Annotated in this window: 20 protein-coding genes; 6 read left to right on the forward strand and 14 right to left on the reverse strand. The window is 60.3% G+C overall.

The features are described 5' to 3' along the window. Positions 1–179: 179 nt before the first annotated feature. Positions 180–722 (reverse strand): retropepsin-like aspartic protease family protein, encoded by a 543-nt coding sequence (locus CTR2_RS16575; protein WP_087082559.1) that lies wholly within the window; start codon positions 720–722, stop codon positions 180–182. A 145-nt stretch (positions 723–867) separates the two neighbouring features. On the opposite strand from CTR2_RS16575, the gene CTR2_RS16580 reads away from it, so the two are divergent. After that, positions 868–1,638 carry a DsbA family protein gene (locus CTR2_RS16580; RefSeq protein WP_087082557.1) on the forward strand — a complete coding sequence of 257 codons (771 nt, stop codon included), beginning with the start codon at positions 868–870 and terminating at the stop codon, positions 1,636–1,638. 155 nt (positions 1,639–1,793) lie between these two features. Here the strand turns inward: CTR2_RS16580 and CTR2_RS16585 are convergent, their stop codons facing one another. Both CTR2_RS16585 and icd read right to left on the reverse strand, forming a co-directional pair. Beyond that, a complete protein-coding gene (locus CTR2_RS16585; protein WP_087082555.1) occupies positions 1,794–4,181 on the reverse strand; it encodes a membrane-bound PQQ-dependent dehydrogenase, glucose/quinate/shikimate family in 2,388 nt (795 codons plus the stop codon). Between the two features lie 205 nt (positions 4,182–4,386). Beyond that, the gene (gene icd / locus CTR2_RS16590; protein ID WP_059440329.1) at positions 4,387–5,649 is read right to left on the reverse strand and encodes an NADP-dependent isocitrate dehydrogenase; all 1,263 of its coding nucleotides are present in this window, start codon (positions 5,647–5,649) and stop codon (positions 4,387–4,389) included. Between the two features lie 165 nt (positions 5,650–5,814). On the opposite strand from icd, the gene CTR2_RS16595 reads away from it, so the two are divergent. From CTR2_RS16595 to CTR2_RS16605, 3 genes are all read left to right on the forward strand, one after another. Beyond that, a complete protein-coding gene (locus tag CTR2_RS16595) occupies positions 5,815–6,078 on the forward strand; it encodes a hypothetical protein (RefSeq protein WP_233506415.1) in 264 nt (87 codons plus the stop codon). Positions 6,079–6,292: 214 nt separating this feature from the next. Then, on the forward strand, positions 6,293–6,793 hold the full coding sequence (locus tag CTR2_RS16600) for a DUF192 domain-containing protein (RefSeq protein WP_087082553.1): 501 nt from the start codon (positions 6,293–6,295) through the stop codon (positions 6,791–6,793). Positions 6,794–6,817: 24 nt separating this feature from the next. Continuing rightward, positions 6,818–7,378 (forward strand): hypothetical protein, encoded by a 561-nt coding sequence (locus CTR2_RS16605; protein WP_087082551.1) that lies wholly within the window; start codon positions 6,818–6,820, stop codon positions 7,376–7,378. Here CTR2_RS16605 and CTR2_RS16610 read toward each other — a convergent pair. The 3 genes from CTR2_RS16610 to CTR2_RS16620 all read right to left on the reverse strand — a co-directional run bounded on the left by CTR2_RS16610 (position 7,358) and on the right by CTR2_RS16620 (position 10,569). Further along, a complete protein-coding gene (locus tag CTR2_RS16610; RefSeq protein ID WP_087082549.1) occupies positions 7,358–7,648 on the reverse strand; it encodes a CPCC family cysteine-rich protein in 291 nt (96 codons plus the stop codon). The genes CTR2_RS16605 and CTR2_RS16610 overlap by 21 nt on opposite strands. 190 nt (positions 7,649–7,838) lie before the next feature. Further along, complete coding sequence (locus CTR2_RS16615) at positions 7,839–10,070, reverse strand: NADP-dependent isocitrate dehydrogenase (protein WP_087082547.1); 2,232 nt, start codon at positions 10,068–10,070, stop codon at positions 7,839–7,841. A gap of 181 nt (positions 10,071–10,251) precedes the next feature. After that, positions 10,252–10,569, reverse strand: a complete 318-nt coding sequence (locus tag CTR2_RS16620) for a hypothetical protein (protein ID WP_140401008.1) — start codon at positions 10,567–10,569, stop codon at positions 10,252–10,254. Positions 10,570–10,937: 368 nt separating this feature from the next. On the opposite strand from CTR2_RS16620, the gene CTR2_RS16625 reads away from it, so the two are divergent. After that, a complete protein-coding gene (locus tag CTR2_RS16625; protein ID WP_087082545.1) occupies positions 10,938–12,446 on the forward strand; it encodes an AlbA family DNA-binding domain-containing protein in 1,509 nt (502 codons plus the stop codon). A gap of 317 nt (positions 12,447–12,763) precedes the next feature. Continuing rightward, positions 12,764–13,057 (forward strand): H-NS histone family protein, encoded by a 294-nt coding sequence (locus CTR2_RS16630; protein WP_087082543.1) that lies wholly within the window; start codon positions 12,764–12,766, stop codon positions 13,055–13,057. Positions 13,058–13,108: 51 nt separating this feature from the next. On the opposite strand, the gene CTR2_RS16635 is transcribed toward CTR2_RS16630, so the two are convergent. The 8 genes from CTR2_RS16635 to CTR2_RS16670 form a co-directional block, all read right to left on the reverse strand. Then, complete coding sequence (locus CTR2_RS16635) at positions 13,109–13,900, reverse strand: DNA adenine methylase (RefSeq protein ID WP_087082541.1); 792 nt, start codon at positions 13,898–13,900, stop codon at positions 13,109–13,111. Further along, entirely contained in the window at positions 13,821–14,054 is a 234-nt protein-coding gene (locus CTR2_RS16640; RefSeq protein ID WP_087082539.1) for a Com family DNA-binding transcriptional regulator, read from the reverse strand. The genes CTR2_RS16635 and CTR2_RS16640 overlap by 80 nt, the downstream gene beginning before the upstream one ends. A 151-nt stretch (positions 14,055–14,205) precedes the next feature. Continuing rightward, positions 14,206–14,427 (reverse strand): hypothetical protein, encoded by a 222-nt coding sequence (locus tag CTR2_RS16645; RefSeq protein ID WP_087082537.1) that lies wholly within the window; start codon positions 14,425–14,427, stop codon positions 14,206–14,208. Further along, positions 14,420–16,252, reverse strand: coding sequence for a hypothetical protein (locus tag CTR2_RS16650; RefSeq protein ID WP_087082535.1), 1,833 nt, complete (start codon positions 16,250–16,252; stop codon positions 14,420–14,422). Before CTR2_RS16650 ends, CTR2_RS16645 begins: the two co-directional genes overlap by 8 nt. 4 nt (positions 16,253–16,256) lie before the next feature. After that, positions 16,257–16,655 (reverse strand): hypothetical protein, encoded by a 399-nt coding sequence (locus tag CTR2_RS16655; protein ID WP_087082533.1) that lies wholly within the window; start codon positions 16,653–16,655, stop codon positions 16,257–16,259. Continuing rightward, positions 16,652–17,041 carry a hypothetical protein gene (locus tag CTR2_RS16660; RefSeq protein WP_140401007.1) on the reverse strand — a complete coding sequence of 130 codons (390 nt, stop codon included), beginning with the start codon at positions 17,039–17,041 and terminating at the stop codon, positions 16,652–16,654. Before CTR2_RS16660 ends, CTR2_RS16655 begins: the two co-directional genes overlap by 4 nt. Further along, on the reverse strand, positions 17,038–18,318 hold the full coding sequence (locus CTR2_RS16665) for a hypothetical protein (RefSeq protein WP_087082530.1): 1,281 nt from the start codon (positions 18,316–18,318) through the stop codon (positions 17,038–17,040). The genes CTR2_RS16660 and CTR2_RS16665 overlap by 4 nt, the downstream gene beginning before the upstream one ends. Before the next feature lie 18 nt (positions 18,319–18,336). Continuing rightward, positions 18,337–21,936, reverse strand: a complete 3,600-nt coding sequence (locus tag CTR2_RS16670) for a hypothetical protein (protein ID WP_310220829.1) — start codon at positions 21,934–21,936, stop codon at positions 18,337–18,339. Between the last annotated feature and the right edge of the window lies 1 nt (position 21,937).

The following is a 21,937-nucleotide window of genomic DNA, read 5'->3' on the forward strand; positions in this document are numbered from 1 at the left end:
CCATGAGCGGCGAGTGCGGCAACCGCAAGAGGCCCGTGTGAGGCCCACGCACAGCGCACTATTCCTGTTTGCCGGTTGGCAAAGCGCCCTACTTTAATCCAGTCTGCGATCGCTTTTGGGCTGCCGCGGCCTATGACTCGCACAAGTGCACAAAATCACGGCCAGTGTCTTCACGGCACTCACTTGCGCGGGCGCAGCAGCATTTCATCGCCGCTCATCTGCACATCGAAGAAGCGCAGAAAGTTCTGGCCCAGCAAGGCGTCGTCGCTATCGTCGCCCGTATAGCCCGTGCCCACTCGCACGTCACGCACGCGCAGACTGGCAATGCGCACCTCGTCGGCGGTGACGATGCGGCCGTCACGTTCGCCGTTGGCCGTGCGAAAACGTACCTTCTCGCCCCCCTCCAGGCCGGCACGCTCGGCCAGCGCATCGGTCACGCTGACCGAGGTGGCCCCGGTATCGACCATAAAGATGACGGGCTGATCGTTGACATAGCCCTTGACGCGAAAATGCCCGTCCATGCCGCGCTCTATGCGTACCGTGCCGTCGGCCATGACCTTGGCCTGGGCCGGCTTGAGAAAATGCTGCATGGCCAGATACATCGCGGCCATGACCACCAGCCAGAACAGCAGAAACAGCATGGTGCTGCGCCGTGCCACGGATTGCGGGGAAGGCTCGGACTCTGGCGAGGACTGGGGTGGCGGCGTGACATTCAGGCGCATGGGCAGGCAAGGAAGCTGAGGACAATGCAGCCATTTTGCCAAGACCGGCGCCAAGGTCATCCCCCGCATCGCGCCACTGCGGCCCCAGCAGCGCTTACATTGAAGCTTGTTTGCAAAATCTACCGGCCTTGCAGGTCGCCCAACCATGAACACATCCCAGTTGCCCGCCCTGGTGCTGCACTATATTTTCGATCCTCTGTGCGGCTGGTGCTATGCCGCCGCCCCGCTGGTCAAGGCCGCGCGCGAAGTACCCGGCATCGACGTGCAATGGCATGCCGGCGGCATGCTGACCGGCGCCCACACGCGCACCATCACCGCGGACTGGCGTGACAAAGTCATGCCCAGCGACCAACGCATTGCCGAGATGACGGGCCAGCCTTTTGGCGATGCCTATCTCAACGGCCTGCTCAATGACATTGGCGCGCCGCTGGACTCCGAGCCCCCCACCACGGCCCTGCTAGCCGCCGAAGCGCTGGCCGGCAAGGGCCTGGAGATGCTGGCTGCGGAGCAAAAAGCCCATTACGTGGAAGGCCGCCGCATCAGCGAGCCCGCCGTGCTGTGCGAGCTGGCGGCCGGCATCGGTCTGGACAGCACGGCCTATGATGCGGCCTACGCCGAGCAAAGCGGCGCAGCCACCGAGCAGCATATTGCCGACAGCCGCCAATGGCTGGGCATGGTGCAGGGACAGGGCTTCCCCACCCTGGCGCTGGAGTTCGATCACCCCGAGCAGGCCGGCCAGCGCGCCGTGCAGCGCATCGAGATCGGCGAATGGCTGGGCGATGTCGACGGCTGGAAGCAGCAACTGGCCGCCTGGGCCGAGCAGATTGCCGAACTCAATCAGCAGCAGTCCGGCGACACCGACACCGGTGGCGACCCCAGTTGCGGCCCCGGCGGCTGCGAGCTGCCGCCGCGCTGAGCGGCGCAGCCTGCGCGGCAGGCACTCTCTTATTCATAGCTTGTAGCGCCTGATATTCAAGGAACTCAGATAATTTTCAATCTGAGTTCCTTATTCTTCTGGCGCAAGCAGCTATTCTTTCTGCATCCTTCTGCTGACGGCTTCACATCCTGTCGCTATTGCGCCAGGGCATAGGCGATCACATAGTCACCGCGCTTGGGCGACTGGCGTGCGCCACCGGCGGTGATCACCACATACTGCCTGCCGCTTCTGGGCGAGACATAGCTCATCGGCCCGCCCTGGCTGCCCACGGGCAGGCGCGAGCGCCAGATCTCCTTGCCGTTGGCGCTGTCGAAGGCGCGCAGATAGAAGTCCTGAGTCCCCGCGAAGAACACCAGCCCCGACTTTGTGACCATGGAAGGCCCCAGCGTGGGCATGCCGATGGGAATGGTCAACCACATGGGAATGCCCAGAGGACCGGTGTCACGCACCGTGCCCACAGGCACCTGCCATTTGATCTGCCGGGATTTCAGATCCACCGCCGTCATGGTGCCGAAGGGCGGCTTCTGACAGGGAATGCCCAGCGGCGACAGAAAGCGCTGACGCATGGCCCCAAACGGCGTGCCTTCCTGGGGCACGGCCCCCATCTCGATGCCGCTGGCGCCAGGCTTCATATCGGCGCGCGCAATCATGTAGTTCGCCAGACCCAGGCGCATATCGTTGACGAACATGGTCTGGCTGATCGGGTCTATGGAGACACTGCCCCAGTTCATGCCACCCAAGGATCCGGGGAACTGCAGCGTCGGTCCCATGCCGGGTGGCGTGAACACGCCTTGGTGTTGCATGTCCTTGAAGGCGATCCGGCACAGCAGCTGGTCAAACGGCGTGGCGCCCCACATATCGGACTCCTTCAGGGTCTGATTGCCGATATTGGGCATGCCCGTGGAATGCGGCTGGGTTGGCGCATAGCGCTCGCCGGGTACATGGCCTTGCGGCACGGGCAGCTCCTGCACCTCTGCCAGAGGCTCGCCGGTCTCGCGGTTGAGCATGAAGATCATGCCCTGCTTGGTCACCTGCAGCAGCGCAGGGTCCACCCCGCCCTGGGCATTGGTCACATCGACCAGCGCCGGCTGGGACGGAATGTCGAAGTCCCACAGATCGTGGTGCACGGTCTGGTAGAGCCAGCGCGGCTTGCCGGTCCTGATGTCCATGGCCACGATGGCGGAGCTGTTCTTCTCCATCTCCGGCGTGCGCTGCGCCGCATAGAAGTCCGGCGTCGCATTGCCCGTGCCCAGATAGGCCAGGCCCAGTCTGGCGTCGTAGGACATGCCGCCCCAGACATTGGGCGAGTTGCGTGTATAGGTCTGACCCTGCGGCGGCTGCCCGGTGATGTCGGCATTGCCCGGGTCCCAGGCCCAGACCAGCTTGCCGCTGAGCACATCAAAGGCACGCACCACGCCCGAGGGCTCGTCGGTCGAGAAATTGTCGGCCACGCGACCACCCACGATCACCAGGTTCTCGGCCACCAGCGGTGCCGAGGTCTGCTGATACCAGCCCTCCTTGACCTCGTCCATGCCCTGGGTCAGATCCACCACACCGTCCTTGCCGAAGTCGGTGCATGGCTTGCCCGAATCGGGATCGAGCGCGATCAGGCGCGCATCGATGGTGGGCAGAAACAGCCGGCGTCGACAGCCCGATGCGACATCACCGGCCTTGCCGGAGGCGCCCGAAGCCCTGAGCGCGGCCTCGTTGCCATCGAAGTAGCCCAGACCTCTGCAGCGCTGCCAGTTGGGCGACCTGGCTTCGGGGTCGAATTTCCACTTCTCCTCGCCCGTGTCCACATCCAGCGCCAGCACCTTGCCGTAGGCCGTGCAGACATACAGGCGGTCCCCGATCTGCTGCGGCGTGTTCTGGTCTTCGGCACCCGAGCCCGTGCTCTGCGGCACATCGCCGGTGCGGGCCGTCCAGGCCACGGCCAGCTTGTCGACATTGTTGCGACTGATCTGCTCGACAGCCGCAAAGCGCTGTCCTGCGAGGCCCTGCCCCCAGTCCGTCCAGTCCGAGGCCCTGATCTCCATGGAGCCTACCGAAGGCACTTCGGTGACCTCGGGGGCGATCACGCCCTTGGGCGAGAAAGCACTGACGGCCGTCGCGACGATGCCCAGGCCCAGCACCACCACCGACACCCCGGCTCCAAGGCGTCCGTAGTCGTTCATGACCAGCTTGCCCGCCTCAAGCTGCCCATAGCCCAGGGCCACCAGCAGGCCCAGCACGGCAAACACCATCAGGCGCGAAACCAGCGGCCAGAACTCCCAGCCCGCATCCCACCAGGCCCAGACCAGGGTCAGCACAAAGGCCAGCGCATAGAGATGGGCGCCGGCCCTGCGCCGCGCCAGCAGCAGTGCCGCCGAGACCAGCAGCGCCAACCCCATCAGCACAAAGTACCAGCTGCCTCCCTTGCCCAGCAGAATGCCGCCGCCTATGGTCAGGTACAGCCCCATCAGCAGCATCAGCAACCCCACTGCAAGCCAGTACCAGCGCCCGTCATTGGATGAAGGAGCCATAGCCTCACCTGAAATTAATTGCCATTTGTGTATTGCACGCTTTAACGCCGATACACATCGACATACTTTCGAGGGTTTGCACGCCAGCCTCAGGACTACAAGCGCCAAGTCTCAGGCGCAGAAAAAAGCCGCACCGTGGAGACGGTGCGGCCGCTGAGATCGCAGTGCCGGCAGGCCTGTGAGGCCACCGGGCAGGCAGCGCAGCTCAGTCCATCATCGAGATCACCACATCCCCGAAGCCCGAGCAGGACACCTGGGTCGCACCGTCCATCAGGCGGGCGAAGTCATAGGTCACATGCTTGCTCTGGATGGCTTTCTCCAGCGACTCGACGATCAGATCCGCAGCCTCGCGCCAGCCCATGTGGCGCAGCATCATCTCGGCGCACAGAATCATGGAGCCGGGGTTCACATAATCCTTGCCCGCATAGCGCGGCGCCGTGCCGTGGGTGGCTTCGAAGCAGGCAATGCTCTCCGACAGGTTGGCACCGGGCGCAATGCCGATGCCGCCCACCTGCGCGGCCAACGCATCCGAGATGTAGTCGCCGTTGAGGTTGAGCGTGGCCACCACCGAATATTCGGCCGGACGCATCAGAATCTGCTGCAGGAAGGCGTCGGTGATCGAGTCCTTGATGATGATGTCCTTGCCCGTCTTGGGGTGCTTGATGCGGCACCAGGGGCCACCGTCGATCAGTTCGGCACCGAACTCGCGCTGCGCCAGCGCATAGCCCCAGTCACGGAAAGCGCCTTCCGTGTACTTCATGATGTTGCCCTTGTGAACCAGGGTCACGCTGGGCTTGTTGTTGTCGATGGCGTACTGGATGGCCTTGCGCACCAGTCGCTCAGTGCCCTCGCGCGAGACGGGCTTGATGCCGATGCCCGAGGTTTCGGGAAAGCGGATCTTGTTGGCGCCCATTTCCTTGGCCAGGAAGTCGATGAGCTTTTTCGCCTTCTCGCTGCCGGCCGCGTATTCGATGCCCGCGTAGATGTCCTCCGAGTTCTCGCGGAAGATCACCATATTCGTCTTCTCGGGCTCCTTGAGCGGCGAAGGCACGCCCTTGAAGTACTGCACGGGGCGCAGGCAGACATACAGGTCCAGCTCCTGGCGCAGTGCCACGTTCAGCGAGCGGATGCCGCCGCCCACGGGCGTGGTCAGCGGACCCTTGATGGACACGGCATAGTCGCGCACGGCGGCCACGGTCTCCTCGGGCAGCCAGACATCGGGGCCGTAGACGCGCGTGGCCTTCTCACCCGCATACACCTCCATCCAGGCAATCTTGCGCTGCCCGCCATAGACCTTGGCAACGGCAGCGTCTGCCACCTTGCGCATCACCGGCGTCACATCAACACCGACACCATCGCCCTCGATGAAGGGAATGATGGGTTGGCTCGGAACATTCAGTGTCTTGTCCGCGTTGACGCTGATCTTCTCCCCCTGCGGCGGAACCTGGATGTGCTGGGACGTACTCATGTTGTGAAATCTCCTAGTCTTGAATATTGCGCGGCAGCGCACCTTTTTGGTGCTATTTTGTTGCCCCCGATTTTGGCACCTTGCTCTAAGCAAATTTTAAGAAATACAGCATAAAAACCTGTCAACGACGGCACAGAGCTGCCGTTGAGAGGGTGTGGGGGACAGATGGGCTGCTCCTCACTTCAATCTGAAACTTGGCATTGCCGCATCTTTAGGAAATTGGCATATATGAAAAAACTACTCGCTGTCCTGATTGCTGGTTCGTTCGCTGCTGGCGCTTTTGCTCAAGCCGCCGCGCCGGCGCAGCCTGCCACCCCTGCCACCCCTGCCGCAGCAGCAGCGGCCCCCACCGTCAAGCATATGAAGGCAAAACCTGCCAAAAAGCATCATATGCAGCACAGCAGCAAAAAGATGCACAAGCCAGCCTGATCGCGCGCTGAAAGCCAGTCTGGCGACACCGGCACTCCATGCCTCTGTACGCCGGACCTGACTCACGCCAAAGCCTGCCGAACGGAGAGTTCTGCAGGCTTTGCATTTTGCAGACCGGCTCCGGCCGCCTATTTGCGACAGCGATTTGCACCGCAACCCACGCGGATTGCTATAGGCTTGTGACTTCCGACTTCCTGTTTGGCATGCAAGGCTCATGAAGAACCTCCCCACCAAGACAATCCCCAAATCCGGCTGGCGCGCCCCGCTGCTGGCCCTGGCCTGCAGCGCCCTGCTGGGCCTGTTCGGCAACGCGGCCATGGCCCGCGATGAAGGTCAGCCGCAGATGAATCTGCGCCGCATCGACCTGACGGCCGGCATGTACCGCATCGACACCCAACTGGCTGTCACGCCGCAGCAGCGCGAAATCGGTCTCATGTTCCGCAAGGAGATGCCCCAGCAGGAAGGCATGCTCTTCGTCTTCGAAATACCCGGCGTGCAGTGCTTCTGGATGCGCAACACCATCCTGCCGCTGACGGCTGCCTTTGTGGCCGATGACGGCACCATCGTCAATCTGGCCGACATGAAACCCATGAGCGAAGACTCCCACTGCTCGGCCAAGCCCGTGCGCTATGTGCTGGAGATGAACCAGGGCTGGTTTGCCAAGCGCGGCATCAAGGCCGGTACCAAGCTGGGCGGCGCGCCCTTCAATCGCTAAGCACCGCCAGAATCCGCATCCTTCATGCTCTACCAGCCGCGGTTTCCTCAGGCACTGAGCGATATCGCCGCTGCACTGCTGCGGAGATTGGAGAAATCGCAAGCACTTGAGTCCTGCCCCGGCTTCACGGCAAGGATTGATGGCGAATTGCTGCATGCACCCTACCGCGTGTACTACGACGAACGTAAGCTGCAGCAATGCATTCAAGAAAGCAGCGGCCCCACACAGCAACTGACCCTGTGCCTGGGCAGCCGCCACGCCAACGGCCATGTGCGCGAAACCTGTCTGCGCCAGTTGCTGGCGCATGACTGCGACTGGGTGCTGCCGTTCGTGGTCCGCGCGACTGGCGAGTATGTGCTGGAGATTGCCGAGCATCTGGCAGCCCAGACCCATAGGCTATCGCCACACAGCTACGGCCGTTTTGCTACCGAAAACCCCGAGTTTGTGATGACCTGCAAGCAGCAGGCCGCCAGTTACTGGGACTGCTACCACCGCCAACGCTATCCGCTGCTGCGTCAACACCCAAGCATACGCTTCCTGCGCTGGGTTGACGAGGCCAGACGGTCACTGCCCCACGCCGGTTGATGCCACTCTGCGCAGAACACGCGGACTACGTCGATAGCGGCTGCGCGCTGCCGGTGGGAGCACGCTCCTGAGCATGCGGTAATCGCAGGCGCCAAAGCGCTGAAAGTTGCGGCGACCTTCGCGCAGCGTCATATGGTTGGGGCCGGAGTATTCATCCGGGCAGTCCACATCCCAGCCACTGTCCTCCCAGAAGCAGACGCTGCAGATGCTGTACTCGCCACGCTCATCCAGCGAGAAATAGTCGCAGCAAGGACACTGATACAGCGGCATGAAGCGCCTTTCATAAATTCGGATCAAATCAAGCTACAGCGCTTATGCATCATGCGCAGGCAGCTTCTATCTATATAGCAACTACTGAGACCGGACACAAAAAAGCCGGAGACCTTTTCAGGTCCACCGGCTTTTTGGGGCGTGGGCTGCACTCGCAGGCGGTGTGACCCGCTCTGCGAGGCAAGCTGGCTTACACCGACGCGATGGCGGCGTTGAAGGTGGCGCTGGGGCGCATCACGGCGTCCAGCTTGGCCACGTCGGGCATGTAGTAGCCGCCGATATCGGCAGCCTTGCCTTGCACTTCCTTCATCTCGGCCACGATCTTGGCTTCGTTCTCGGCCAGGCTCTTGGCCAGAGGTGCGAACTTGGCTGCCAGTGCTGCATCTTCGGTCTGAGCAGCCAGAGCCTGGGCCCAGTACAGAGCGATGTAGAACTGCGAACCACGGTTGTCCAGCTCGCCGGTGCGGCGCGAAGGCGACTTGTCTTCGTCCAACAGCTTGCCGGTAGCTTCGTCCAGAGTCTTGGCCAGCAGCTTGGCGCGGGCATTGTTTTCCTTGATGCCCAGGTCTTCAAACGAGACGGCCAGAGCCAGGAATTCACCCAGCGAGTCCCAGCGCAGGTGGTTTTCTTCCACCAGTTGCTGCACATGCTTGGGAGCGGAGCCGCCCGCACCGGTTTCGTACATGCCGCCACCAGCCATCAGAGGCACGATGGACAGCATCTTGGCCGAGGTGCCCAGTTCCAGAATCGGGAACAGGTCGGTCAGATAGTCACGCAGAATGTTGCCGGTCACCGAGATGGTGTCCAGACCGCGGGCCACGCGCTCCAGCGTGTAGCGCATGGCGCGCACTTGCGAGAGGATGTGGATTTCCAGGCCGTTGGTGTCATATTCCTTCAAGTAGGTCTGCACCTTCTTGATCAGCTCGGCTTCGTGGGGACGATAGGGGTCCAGCCAGAACACGGCAGGCATGCCGGAGTTGCGGGCTCGGGTCACCGCCAGCTTCACCCAGTCGCGGATAGGAGCATCCTTGACCTGGCACATGCGCCAGATGTCGCCAGCTTCCACGTTCTGGCTCAGCAGCACTTCGCCGGTGGCGATGTCCACGATGTTGGCCACGCCGTCTTCGGCGATCTCAAACGTCTTGTCGTGCGAGCCATACTCTTCGGCCTTTTGCGCCATCAGACCCACGTTGGGCACGGTGCCCATGGTCTTGGGGTCGAAGTTGCCGTGCCATTTGCAGAAGTTGATCACTTCCTGGTAGATACGGGCAAAGGTGGACTCAGGCATCACGGCCTTGCAGTCGTAGGGCTTGCCGTCAGCGGCCCACATCTTGCCACCCACGCGGATCATGGCAGGCATGGAAGCATCCACGATCACGTCATTGGGCGAGTGGAAGTTGGTGATGCCCTTGGCGGAATCGACCATGGCCAGACGCGGACGGTGCTCCTGGCACTTGTGCAGGTCACGGATGATTTCTTCGCGCTGCGAAGCAGGCAGGGTCTCAATCTTCTCGTACAGATTGGCCATGCCGTTGTTCACGTTCACGCCCAGCTGATCAAACAGCTTGCCGTGCTTTTCGAAGGCTTCCTTGTAGAAAATCTTCACACAGTGACCAAACACGATGGGGTGGGACACCTTCATCATGGTGGCCTTCACGTGCAGCGAGAACAGGATGCCCGACTCGCGGCAGTCTTCGATTTCCTTTTCATAGAAAGCGCACAAGGCCTTCTTACTCATGAACATGGAATCGATCACTTCTGCAGCCTGCAGCTTGACCTTGTCCTTCAGAACGATGCTGTTGCCGGACTTGGTCTCCAGCACCATCTTCACTTCGCGGGCCTTGTCCAGCGTCATGGACTTTTCGCCGTGGTAGAAGTCGCCCTCTTCCATGTGCGACACATGGGTCTGCGACCACTGCTTCCACTCACCCATGGAATGGGGGTGCTTCTTGGCGTAGTTCTTGACCGCAGCAGGCGCGCGGCGATCCGAGTTGCCTTCGCGCAGCACGGGGTTCACGGCAGAGCCGATGCACCTGTTGAAGCGTGCCTTGATGTCCTTTTCGGCATCGGTCATGGCGGTTTCAGGATAGTCGGGGATGGCATAGCCCTTGCCCTGCAATTCCTTGATCGCTTCCTGCAGCTGGCCCACGGATGCGGAGATATTGGGCAGCTTGATGATGTTGGCTTCAGGCGTCAGCGTCAGCTTGCCCAGTTCAGCCAGATTGTTCGGAGCGCGTTGGGCTTCGGTCAAAAAGTCGGGGAACTCGCCCAAGATACGGCCTGCCAGCGAGATATCGCTGGTCTCCACATTGATGCCAGCCGGTGCTGCGAAAGCACGGATCACGGGCAGGAATGCGCTGGTAGCCAGGCGGGGAGCCTCGTCAGTCAAGGTGTAGATGATGGTGGGTTGCTGCGTACTCATCTCTTGTCTCAGGTTGTGAAAAAAGGGGGAAAGGTGCCTTGGGCCTGCATCCCGGGCTTGCGCAATGGGGCCTGACACAGCGGGACGACACTTTCTTGATGCAATGCGTTCCCACAATACAAAATTCTACGCGCAACCGGGCCGATTTTTTTAAGTCTTGTACAAGACTCAAGGATTTAGCTCAACTTTCAAAAGGTGTTTTCATTGGGAAACTGGCTTTTTTTCCCGGTTTTCTGCCATGTAAAAATGTCGCCCTGCCGCATTCATTTAGAGACCACCACAGCCATGCAAGTTGCGTTTGAGTTGCGTTGAGTAGTTGCGTTGCGCGGCCTTTGGCACAAATTTGCGCGCTCTTTGGCACAAAGTAGCACAAGCTTTGGCACCAAGGCTGACAAATTGGCAAGCGTTCAGGCTCAAAAATTGTTGTTTTTTCGCCAATCATCGAATCCATCACCCAAGCACGGTGCTGACGGTGAATGCCCCGGCCTTGGGACTTCACAGCCTTTCCACGACATTCGTGCCGAGACCATGACCTGGTGCCCTGCCTCAAGGCACCCTATTCATTTCTTGTGGCTTAGCTTTCAGCAAATTGGTCGCTTTGCAATTAAAGACAGGAATTCACTCGAAAGCTCACCATTGCAATCGCCAGCCCTCGGTGCCAAAACGATCACTTCCCCATACATTCCTTGTTACGCGAGCTATTTCTAGAAATTTAGGATCAATTGACATTCATAGCTAGAATGGCCACTTAGCACATTTCTCTAATTTAAAAGCAGTTTTATTCGGTATTTTTTGATAACTCAAGTGCAATTTCATTGTTCTCAAAAAATTTGCCACTTCTAAAATCACTAAGCTCAGGAAATTAAAATGCTGAATGCAGATGACAAAACAGATATCCAAGAGGCTGCAATTCAAAAATCAGAAAGAATTGACGAAGCACATCAGAACCAAGCTTCAGAACAACGTACAGTGGAGCCTCTATATTTAAAGTCCGCATGTGCAATCAATAGCGACCACATTCCCGAACTGATGACTCTTGAAGAAGGCTGGTTTGTCGAATTCAAAGAGCGCACCCCGGAAAATTCAAAAATTGCTAAATCTATCAGCTCCTTCGCCAACTCTCATGGCGGCCTGCTAGTCATTGGGGCGAAGGAAGAGCAGAAAACTCGCCGGCTGGCTGGATTTGCTCCAATGTCTCGCGAGGATGCTGATCAATGTATATTACGGGCAAGAGATGCCGTTACTGCCCATGTAACCCCTCCGACATTTTTCGAAGTCAACGCAGTCGAGCTTAAGGAGATAGAGAAAGACATAGATAAACGCTGGATAGTCGTTATATCAACCCCCAAAGGGCGCCAAGGTCCTTATCTACATAGCAACGGATGCATTTATGTCCGCGTGGGCGACGCTGCATCCCCCATCCAACTGACTGACTCTTCTCAACAAGAACGACTGTGGGCCGATTCACTACATCGAAAAGACAGAATCCGTGCACGTGTAGAGTCTTTATCTGATCAGTTCAAACAGGGTACTCCTTCAATTCATGTTGTGATACTCGCAGATGATGGCGGTGTAAATTCTTCTCACTGCAAGCATTCTGATTTTCGTAAAATTGCACTGACGAAGCATGCGGAAAATTCCCTCCCTCTCTTTGATCAGGTACAAACACTTGACACCTCCTTTTTAGCAAGGAGAACTGAGCGTCAAATAAAAAGCAGTGGCGTAATTTGGGACTATGACTATCAACGAAAGCTTCACTTCATACAGATCCCTATCGCCACCCATATTTGGTCTGATGGTAATTTTGACAATCAGGCCGACCAATACGAGCTACCGAGACTAGCTAAAATCCTTAGAAGCAGGGACATTACAGATAGTCTGATGATTACTAATTTACTGCCATCTCTATATTTTTTATCTGTCATTATTCGCAAAGTGCAGATGCTGCACCAGCTAGAGGCATACAAAGGAAATCTGAAGATTAACGCATGTGTCGTTGATGCAAGGGCGACAGTCCCCTTCCTAGGAACTCCAGCGTATTTCGATGAGATTGAGAATACCAATCTTCCTTATGTCCTGCGCGACATCGGGTTTTTTCGTCCAATAGAAAATGCGCTTTCTTGGTTCAATTTTTCGTCAGAGCCCACAATTAGCGAAATGGAATCCTTGATTAAGATTGATATCCCGGTTGCCTTTTCGGTCTTCTCTTATATTGCGCAGTCAATGGGAATTTCTATTGATTTAACTCTTGGAAATATCCCAGAAGAGGGATCCGATCAGGAAAATATGGCCATCGCTTATATGTTTAGCGAACTAATTAATCGCAGCTTTTCATATACAAGTCAACCCAATCCAAAATTTAACCGCAGGTATTAATTATCTAGTATCATCCAATATTAATTCAAACCATAAATTCAATAACATTCCAGTTTCCCATCGTCGAAGATGGCCCACCCGTCATGCTCAGTATGATTACTATCTGTAAGGACGTGCAGCTCAAGGTCGTGGGATCACCCATCTCTCCAGCTCAGTTTTTTTATTTTTAAGTACTTTTTAATTAACACACCTCAAAATAGTACACAATTCACTCAGTCACTTTCGATTGGAAGTGACCAACTGCATAAGCGATGTATCTCATGTATGAGTGCACCAATTTAGTGCTTTCACAAATATTTACAGAGGATCTCTTTTAAATGAGCACAAATTCGTACAAGGAATTGTTGGCGCAACGCGAAGCTCTTGAACAGCAGATTGCTGCCGCTCGAAAGGCTGAAGTCGCAGGCGCGGTGCAAAAAATCAGGGACTTGGTCGAGGCTTTCGGTCTGATGCAGGATGACGTTTTTCCTACCACCAAGCAAAAACAAAAGCGTGAGACTGGCTCCGTCGCCCCTAAATACCGCGACCCAGCAACTGGCCAAACATGGACTGGCCGAGGAAAGCCTCCGGCCTGGATCAAAGATCAAGACCGTTCCAAGTTCGAAATCTAAAAGTGGCCCTAGTGGCCACTTTTTTTGTTTCGTGGATGCGCCACAGCTTCCTCAGAACAGCCCCGCAGGCTCCTCGCTCCTAGCCCAGCTGTAAATCACCAGCTCGCCACGCTCGACCCGGTTCGCGCCACCTCCAACCGTGTAGTCCAGTTTTAAAGACTCCATCTCATAGTCTTTGAAGCAGTCCCGAATGGCTGGATGATCGTTGATGCTTATGACGGCCTTGCCTTTGATTTCCTTGAGCTTTGTGGCCATCAGCTCGTACTGCTCCCACTCAAACGGCACGCCATAGCCCTCGGTCTCCCAATAGGGAGGATCAAGGTAGAACAGCGTGTGGGCGCGGTCGTAGCGGTTGACACAGGTGGCCCAGTCGAGCTGCTCAATGTAGGTGCCTCCAGCCATGCGCAGATGGGCTGCCGAAAGGTTCTCCTCGATCCGAAGCAGATTAATGGCTGGAGCCGTGGTCGCCGTGCCAAAGGTCTGGCCAGCCACCTTCCCGCCAAAGCTCTGCTGCTGCAGGTAAAAGAACCGTGCAGCACGCTGGATGTCCGTCAAGGTTTCCGGCCTGGTTTCCTGCAGCCATTTAAAGACCTGCCTACTGGTCAAGGCCCACTTGAACTGCCGCACAAACTCTTCCAGATGGTGGGTCACCACCCGGTAGAGGTTGACCAGGTCACCGTTGACGTCGTTGAGGACTTCGACATCGGCTGGGTGGCGGGCAAAGTAGACTGCCGCCCCTCCAGCAAAGACCTCCACGTAACAGCTATGGACTGGAAAGCGTTTCAGGAGCAGATCGATCAGGCGGCGTTTGCCTCCGATCCAGGGCACGATTGGGTTTGTCATTGGTTTCAGCTGTTGGCCCTGCAGGGGGCTCTGGTTCGGTACTCACGGCACTCAGCTGATTGAAGGCCCCACACCTGGGGCACTTAATGCTCAGGCGCACGTATACGCCCTCGCCTAACTTCTTGCGGCAGTTGCCGCAGCGGATATCGTCCATTTGCAAGCCTTTAAACCTTTAAAACTCTGGTAGGCTCAGCGCGCTCTGTACAGGGTGAGCGGGCCTTGCCAGCTTGCAGGCTGGTTCTGCGGTTGGGGCTTGGCTGGGTGTTCGTAGCACCTAACCAGGTCGCCCGTTCTTTTTTGGGTGGCTACACCTCCCCTTCTGTATAGGTGAGGTTCGGAGCTTCGCCCTCGATCGCTCCATCCCGCACAAACACGCGCTGGCCAGCCTGCGCTGGGCCTCGCGCCTGCAGCCTTCCTCCACCTGGCATGTTGATCGTGGCCACACCGTTGATCACAAAAGCCACCGTGCCCACCAGCAAAGGCTTGGGCGACTGCAGATCCATGAACTGCTTGTAGAGGTTAGGCATGAGTTTCGACCTCCAGCGTCTGACGCAGCTTGGGAGCCACCCAGTTGATCGACGTCGACCGCACAATCCCCATCACGGTCTCCGGCCCCATGTAGCGAATAAATTGCCCCGGCAGAATCACACCAGTCTCGGGCAACACCTGCATGGATAGAGAAACCCGCGCCTGGCGACCCGTGTCGGCAAGCTCTGCCAGGCCGCGCTGCCGGTGCACCGTGGAGTCCGTGATCAAGGCGTGTGTGACCTGGGGTGCAGTCAGGTCGCCAGCGCTCCCGGCCCGAGTAATGGGGCCAAACACGCCCGCGCTCATGCCACCAACGAACACCCTGTTGTAATCCGGCTTGTCCAGGAATTCCGCGCCTTCGACCTCTGCCGCTGCCCCTGGAATCTCGAAATCCGACACCACATCGCCCCAATGCCAGGGTGCAGTCGGATACTTGGGCAGGATGCGCAGCACCTGGGCGGTGTTATGGGGCTGCACATAACCGCCAGCCGCCGCCGCGATATCGTTAATGGCATCCATGTAGCTGCCCTGCAGCGCCCAGGCCCCTGCAGGCACTTGCCAGTCCTCCAACTGCCAGTCGACGCCCCAACCAATGGAGACGCCGTTGACCTTGAGCACCTCTGCTGCCAGTTGCTGGGCCGTCAGCGTCTGGTTTGGGCTACCGAAGGACATGGACTTGGCCCAAGGCTCGGCCAGGACTGCGGCAAGGCCACGCCCGGAGACAGACCAGCGCTCCTGGGGCAAGAACCTGCGGTCGCGGCTGGTGCGCTCCAGGCGCAGCTTGAATGACACGCCATTGACGTTGGCCAGGAACTGCGCAGGGTCGCCATCCGCGTCACGGCCAAGGTGCAAAGCCGCATCCTTATGCAGCGAGGCCGTCCAGTTCCACGTCCAGCTCTGGAAGTCCAGGGACATATTGAAAGCCAGAGCAGGCAGCTCGACGCCGGTATCCAACCGCGTCAGCACTATTTTGTTGAGCACGATATACGCCCTTCGCGTTGGGATTACGACCAATGCACCTGGCCCGCCGCCAGTGCATTCACACACAAAAATCAGACGCCCATCACGCGCCGCCAGCGCTTTGAAGAGCAGGCGCGGATCGGGTACATAGCAGCGGTCCACGGGCGGCTCGGGATCGACCGGCGGGCCGGGGCGCTTGCTGATGCCTGGTGGCGGCGGCACCGCTTCCTGGTAGCGCACCGCAAAGCCCAGCAGCCACGGCCGCGCCGTCTGGTGGTCCGTCGACACCCCGGCTACCAGCGGCAGTGCGCTCTGCATGCCCGAGCGTTGCTCTGCCAACCGATCACGCAGGCCGTCCTGGTGCGGCAGCTCGGATTGCTTTTGCACGGGCTCGCCGCGCTGATGCCGGGCCCGCAGCTGCGGATTGATGGGCCAGCCGGCCTGCGCCTGCACTGCGGCCGATTCATGCAACGGCAGGCCGTCCTGATGGCGCATTGCGATCTGCAGCTTGGCCGGCCGCAGCGTGCCCGCCTGCCGGATCTCTGCCGCCTGGGGCCGGGCCTGCGCGGCTTGCCATCGGCCTTGCCAGCCTGCAGGACTGCGCACCGAGCCCTGCATGCGCTCCAGCACCCCAGCCTTGTGCTGCACTGCAGACTGCCAGTCCGAGGTGCTTGCCGCCACCAGCGGGCGGGCGGTGTTGCTGTCGTACTCAAGATCGCATTGCAGCGTCATGCCCGGCAGTTGCGCGTCGAGATGCAGCTCCACGCCAGGCGGCTGCACCTCCTGCCCATCGGGCAGGCCGAAGACCAGCCGCCCATTGGCAGAGGGCTTGCGCTTGAAGACCAGGCGTGCAGAGTCGGCCATCAGATCACCCCAGCACCGCAGAGATCAGGCGCACCGCACCGCCTGCATACAGTTGCAGACTGGACAGCCGCCAAGGGCCGGCGCCATCGGCCGCCGTGCATTCGCCATCGCATACGACCTCGCCCGCACCATTGACCAGGCGCGCCCAGCCGGCCACTCCGGTCAGCAGGGCCATGCCGTCGCCCTCGGGCAGCAGGCGCAGCGCATGGCTCACGATCTCGCCGGCGGGCACCTGCAGCGTCACGCGCCCGACCAGGCGCGCAGTCGTAGCGGCTTCGGGCGTGCTGGGCAGCAAGCCGTCGTATACCTCAATACACGCGGCGGCCGGACCGGCGTTGATGTCCGCCAGCGTGGCCTGCAGCCTGGCGCTGTTGTGGCGGGCGGAGATGCGCAGCAGGCTCATACCGAGGGCGCCAGGTTGTCGGCCAGCACGGCCCTGAACTTGTGCAGGTGATCCAACGAGATCACCGTGAAGCGGGCATTCGGGTTGAGCCCGTCAAAGCGATAGGCACCCGTTGCCGCATCGCTGACCGTCTCGGCCACCAGTTGCAGCGTGGGCTCCAGCAGCAGCACCACCCGGCGAGCGAGCGGCAGCGGCGCAGGGTCTGCCTGCTCCTGCTTCTCCACGGTGGATGCAATGAAGCCATTGCCCAGGCCCACTGCGGCGGCCAGCAGCGGCTTGGCCAGCAGCACGGATTGCGGGAATGCCTTGGGCACCCCGTTGCTGAAATCCTGCCGCTGCAGCAGCGGCCGCAGCAGCGCCCCCGACAAGGTGACCGGCCGGCTCATCGCCAGTCCTTGGTGATGTCGACGTAGTAGCCGCCCAGGGTGTTGGCACTGGGTGTTTCTGTCGACCCCATTAAACCGCCGCCTGTTGATGCTGGCAGTGGCAGCAAGTTGGAGCCCGACATGCCGCCCGGCGCCTCTTGCACCGTCGCCGTCATGGCCCAGTTGCTGTCGGCAGGCACCGAGTAAAGTCCCGGCAAGATGGCACGCCCCACAAAGTCTTTGCCATCGACCAGCCCTGAAGGACTGTGCACCGCAATTACGTTTTGTCCCAACACCAGCCCGGAGTCCGCAGGGTTTACCGACGTCATTCCTCCAAACTGATAAATTGCTGCAGTGCCACCGCGCCTGCCACTGGTCGTCCAGCCAAACGGCGGGGAGGAGTTATGCGCCATGCAGCCCAGGCCCAAATACCGCATGGGAATGGCCGCACCGTTTTGCGCCAGTCCGCGGGCAATCACCCGCGCCCCCATGGTCATGGCAGACATGCCAGCGCCCGCACTTCCCACCCCGTTCGCGTAGCTACTCATCGTGTCAGTGGTTGGACTCGCTCCCTCCAGCATCGTGGCGAACTGATCGCCTGCGGCCAGGGTATTGAGTTGCATGAAGTGGCTGCTGGCCACGGCAAAGCCGTTGGCTACGACATCCACCGCCGAATAAAAGCCCAGCGCATCGCCGGCGATGATCCAGGGGCGTGCCGCCGTGCCCGATACGGCATTGGCCTTGGGCCACCAGGTCGTGCCCAGCGTCACATAGCTGCCGATATCGGTCACATCGCACACCAGGCGCGCTTGCGTCAGTGCTTTGTTGCTGCCGATGTTCCAGCCCGTGACGGTGTTGCTGTCATCTACGAACAGGCTCACGGCATTGCGGCGGGAGTCCTCGCTGCGGTAGATACGCTGGTTCGCTGACGTAGCCGTGATCTCGAAGCCCAGGGGCGCGACTTTTGTTTCTCCACCGTTGTAGGTGCCGTTGGGCACGCCGGTCACTTCAAATGTGTAGCTTGCACCGCTGACGCCGATCACACGGTGCTCGCCGTTGAGCCCGGCATGACCCGCGCCGGTATTGAGGGCGACCTGCCATTTGCGAAACTTGTGGCCCAGGGCCGTGGTCGCCACGGCCACGCCATCCGTCACGACGATCTGGCTGATTGTGGCTGCACCATAGCCGTTGACCAGCACGGCATCGAGCAGCGCCACATAGGCGCCGGCATCGGCGTACAGCGCGGGCGCACCGGCCATATCGCTGCTAAAAAACTTGCTTTGCGTTCCGTAAGGCATGAGGTCTCTCCAGAATGGTTAAGGCTTGGGGTTGTCCACGTCGCCACGGCCGAGCAGCGTGAAGGTGTCGTCGGGCACCGTCTCGGGACCGGGCTGCACGGTGCGGGCCACCCAGAACGGCATGCCGGCCTCCACGGTGTTCAAGCGCAGCACATTGCCTGCGGCCCAGTTATTGCCCCAGCCTTTCCAGGGCAGCACGAAGTAGGGAACGCCTTCGGCCGGGTTGATCGGCTGGCAGTCGGCATCGGTGTTGCCCACGGCAATCACCCCGACGTTCTCGCCAATGACGTCAAACTGCGTGGGCGAGGTAAAGCGCAAGGCCCAGCGCTGGGTGATCGCTCCCCGGTTGGTGACCACTATCGGAAACTGCGCATGGTTGAACGAGGCCAGTGCTTCATTGCCCGTCACCACATCGGCCCACAGCCCCGTCCAGGTCTGCTGGTCAAACACCGTATTGACACGGGCAAACAGGTCGCTGGCCACGCCCGAGCCGGCCGTCAGCGCACTTGAGACATAGCTGCCCAGCGGGTAGTCGTGCGACAGCGGGCTGGCAAAGCTGATCTCGCCGCTGATCTGCACATCGCGCACCACGGCCATGTCCTCGATGCGGTGCTCGATGGTGACGGGCTGCGCCCAGGCGGCCACATCCACGATGTGCACCAGGCCGGCTTCCAGGTTGGCGGTATAGCCGCCATGGATGACCTTGCCATCGGCGCCCACCAGGCGAACACGGGACAGTCGCACACGGCCGCAGTCCACGGTCTGGTCGTTGCTGAAGGTGGCCGTGATCGAGCCCGTATGGCCCACCACAGCCACACCGCCTGGCCGAAAGATCGGCACGCGGCCGTCGCTGGGCAGGCGCACCGGGTCGATACCCAGCAGATCCGCATCCAGCGGCAGATAGCTATAGGCCACGGCGGCGTAGCGCAAGGCGCTGGCGACCACCGGCTGGGGTTTGAAGATCTTGCCGTCCGGCTGCACATTGGCCGGGTCATACCAGGGCTCACCCGCGCTGCCCGCCGCGTTGACCAGGGAGCCGAAACCCAGGCGCACCAGGCCGGTCTCATAGTCGACAGTGCCGACGACACCGGGCGCCGAGATCGTGCCGTCGATACCAGCGGTCACGTTCTGCATGCCACCCGAGACGCGAGGCACCTGCACCGTGAGCGAGCCAGGGCGCAGCGGGCTCGATGCGGTGCGAAACACGTAGGCGCTGGAGATGGCATCGCCCAGCGTCGTGATGCAGCTGACCCGGCGCAGGGTGTTGGCATTGCCCGGTGTCCAGGAGGTGAGCGCCACCCTTGCCGTTGCATAGTTGAGCGTGCCGCGTGTCACAAAGCCCGCCGGCGTCAGCACGCGCAGCGTCCCCTGCCCGTCATCGCTCCAGGGTTGCCCGCTGGCAGGCAGCAGGACCACGGAGCCCGGCACCACGGGCGCCTGCACTCCGGTGATCATTGCGAATTCGGGCGCGAACGGCACCTGCAGGGTCTGGCGCGTGGCGCTGCCCGTGGTGCGAAACCGGATCTTGACGTAGCCGCTCTCATCGTTCGGAAATATCGAAGGAGCGCTGACATACTCGATGCCCTCATAGTTCAGGCGGTAGCGCGCAGCGTCGCCGGAGAACCCGCCGCCGCTGATCTGCGTGGAGGAGTAGCGGGGCTTGGGAATACTGATCGTGACATCCGGCTGAAACTCAATGCTGCCCGCTGCGTAGTCAACAGTGCCTATTTGCACGCCGTTGAGCATCAGTTTGCCGTTGCCGTCATCGCGTGCTGTCTGTGTAGGGTCAACCAAGCTGATGCCCATCTCTGTGAGCTGCTCGCGGGTATAGGTACCCAGTACCGCCAGATCAGTCAGCGTGTTCCATTCGACTTCGACGGCAAACGGCACCAACGCACCCTGACCAGCTGACACTGCGAGACGGGCCTGGCCATTGCGTGACGGATGCTGCAGCGTCACTTCGGTGGCCGCTGCCGTGTCGACTGTCACGTCCAGAATCGTGCCAATGGGCGGCATAACATTGGGAGCAAACAGCACTTCGGAGCGGCCCACGCGCACTTCGCCTGTCGCATCGCCCTGCAGCTTCCACGCAGAATTTGCAGTAGCAACACGCTGCGTTTGACCATCCTGCCACTTGATATCAAACGCACCCGGATAGAGGCCTTGACCCGCAGGCAGGCCCAGCGCAATGATCTGCGTGATCTGCATGTCCACGGCGGCGTGCACGGTCTCCTGGGTCGGCACGCCCCACTGGATGATGATGGAGCTACCCACATCCGGCAGCGCACCCAGGGTGATCACATAGGAGCCAGTGACAGAGTTATAGGTACCTGCGCCATAGCTGGAGTCGATGCCGCGCAGGGAGCCGTCGCCAGCATCCGACAGCACATACCAGCGGCCCTGGGCTCGGTAGCTGAAAGACAGCGTGCCACGCGCAGCCACAGGCGTGATAAAGCCCACATAGGACTGGCTGCGAGACTCTGCCGTGATGGCGATCTCGCTGGACTGCGGCACGCGCTGCATATAGGCAGCCGGGCGGTAGCTGATGGTCTTGCTGCCGGCGTAGTTGCCCGAGCTGCTGGCCACGATACCGTTGGCATAGTCCACCGTGCCCACCTGCTGGGAGCCCGACAGCAGAATGCCAGCCTCGTCCGTGAACTGCGCGCCGGAGCCGATACGGATCTTGAGCGAGCCCGGCAGGCAGCCGCCCGGCAGGGCCAGGTTCGTGGCGCTGTCCCAGGCCTGGGTCGTCACGAACGTGACCTCTTCAGCACCAGAGGCCGGCAGTGCGGCCACGGCATAGGGAACACCTGCCGGGATCGGTGTCTCCGTCTGTGCCGATGGCACCAGCTGGGTGAAGACGCTCTGGGCGACAGCGGTGAAATCCCCCAGCGCGGCAGCCCGGGCCAGTGGGCTGACGCTCACGTAGCTGCCGGCATCGGCCACGACCGTGTCCCGAATCCGGGCCGCATTGCTTGCGCGCGTGAAAAACCGCGAAGCAGACGAGCCGATGAAATCGGTGCGCAGCTTGTCGCTCAGCTCCATCGTCACGATGGCGGCCTGATAGTCCGTGCCGTTGGTGTCGGTGAAGGTGCGCACCACCGAACTCACGCGAGTGGCACGCACATACTGCTCGATCTGATTGGCGGCGCCTTCGTTTTGCACGATGACCAGGGTCTGGCCCACAGCGGGCAGCGCCTCGGCGATACGCTGGAAAATCTGGATGACGCGCTGACCCGCAATATGGCCCTCGTAGAGGCAACCAGGCCACTCCGGCCCCTTGTTCAGATAGGCCTCGACACGCTGAATGGCGTCCTTGCGAGTGTCGAAAGCCTGCCCGGTACGAAACAGCGTGACGCTGACACGCGGGTCTTTAGGCGGGTCGGCCACGATGACGTTGGCGCCAAAGTAAGTGTCGGTATCGTCCGTGCGCACGCCCAGCGTCACTTTGCGTGCGCTGAAACGGCCGATGGCGCGGTCCAGTTGCGAGATGTCGGGAAATATCGCATTACTCACACCATCGGGAATAGCTTCGCCAGTCGGGGCACCACCGCCCTCGGGCGCATCGCTCATGACGGCGGACTTGAGCAGCTTTACGTCGCCTGTCTGAATGGGCATG

The sequence above is a fragment of the Comamonas thiooxydans genome, assembly GCF_002157685.2.
In the GTDB taxonomy this organism is placed as follows: domain Bacteria; phylum Pseudomonadota; class Gammaproteobacteria; order Burkholderiales; family Burkholderiaceae_C; genus Comamonas; species Comamonas testosteroni_H.

Bases quoted from the DNA above. Each gene is read 5' to 3' on its own strand.
- CTR2_RS16645 (WP_087082537.1), bottom strand. From the start codon at position 14,427: ATGCCTAACCTCTACAAGCAGTTCATGGATCTGCAGTCGCCCAAGCCT.
- CTR2_RS16635 (WP_087082541.1), bottom strand. From the start codon at position 13,900: ATGACAAACCCAATCGTGCCCTGGATCGGAGGCAAACGCCGCCTGATC.
- CTR2_RS16655 (WP_087082533.1), bottom strand. From the start codon at position 16,655: ATGAGCCTGCTGCGCATCTCCGCCCGCCACAACAGCGCCAGGCTGCAG.
- CTR2_RS16595 (WP_233506415.1), top strand. From the start codon at position 5,815: ATGGGCTGCTCCTCACTTCAATCTGAAACTTGGCATTGCCGCATCTTT.
- CTR2_RS16640 (WP_087082539.1), bottom strand. From the start codon at position 14,054: ATGGACGATATCCGCTGCGGCAACTGCCGCAAGAAGTTAGGCGAGGGC.
- CTR2_RS16600 (WP_087082553.1), top strand. From the start codon at position 6,293: ATGAAGAACCTCCCCACCAAGACAATCCCCAAATCCGGCTGGCGCGCC.
- icd (WP_059440329.1), bottom strand. From the start codon at position 5,649: ATGAGTACGTCCCAGCACATCCAGGTTCCGCCGCAGGGGGAGAAGATC.
- CTR2_RS16580 (WP_087082557.1), top strand. From the start codon at position 868: ATGAACACATCCCAGTTGCCCGCCCTGGTGCTGCACTATATTTTCGAT.
- CTR2_RS16585 (WP_087082555.1), bottom strand. From the start codon at position 4,181: ATGGCTCCTTCATCCAATGACGGGCGCTGGTACTGGCTTGCAGTGGGG.
- CTR2_RS16605 (WP_087082551.1), top strand. From the start codon at position 6,818: ATGCTCTACCAGCCGCGGTTTCCTCAGGCACTGAGCGATATCGCCGCT.
- CTR2_RS16630 (WP_087082543.1), top strand. From the start codon at position 12,764: ATGAGCACAAATTCGTACAAGGAATTGTTGGCGCAACGCGAAGCTCTT.
- CTR2_RS16670 (WP_310220829.1), bottom strand. From the start codon at position 21,936: ATGCCCATTCAGACAGGCGACGTAAAGCTGCTCAAGTCCGCCGTCATG.
- CTR2_RS16650 (WP_087082535.1), bottom strand. From the start codon at position 16,252: ATGGCCGACTCTGCACGCCTGGTCTTCAAGCGCAAGCCCTCTGCCAAT.
- CTR2_RS16575 (WP_087082559.1), bottom strand. From the start codon at position 722: ATGCGCCTGAATGTCACGCCGCCACCCCAGTCCTCGCCAGAGTCCGAG.
- CTR2_RS16610 (WP_087082549.1), bottom strand. From the start codon at position 7,648: ATGCCGCTGTATCAGTGTCCTTGCTGCGACTATTTCTCGCTGGATGAG.
- CTR2_RS16625 (WP_087082545.1), top strand. From the start codon at position 10,938: ATGCTGAATGCAGATGACAAAACAGATATCCAAGAGGCTGCAATTCAA.
- CTR2_RS16665 (WP_087082530.1), bottom strand. From the start codon at position 18,318: ATGCCTTACGGAACGCAAAGCAAGTTTTTTAGCAGCGATATGGCCGGT.
- CTR2_RS16660 (WP_140401007.1), bottom strand. From the start codon at position 17,041: ATGAGCCGGCCGGTCACCTTGTCGGGGGCGCTGCTGCGGCCGCTGCTG.
- CTR2_RS16615 (WP_087082547.1), bottom strand. From the start codon at position 10,070: ATGAGTACGCAGCAACCCACCATCATCTACACCTTGACTGACGAGGCT.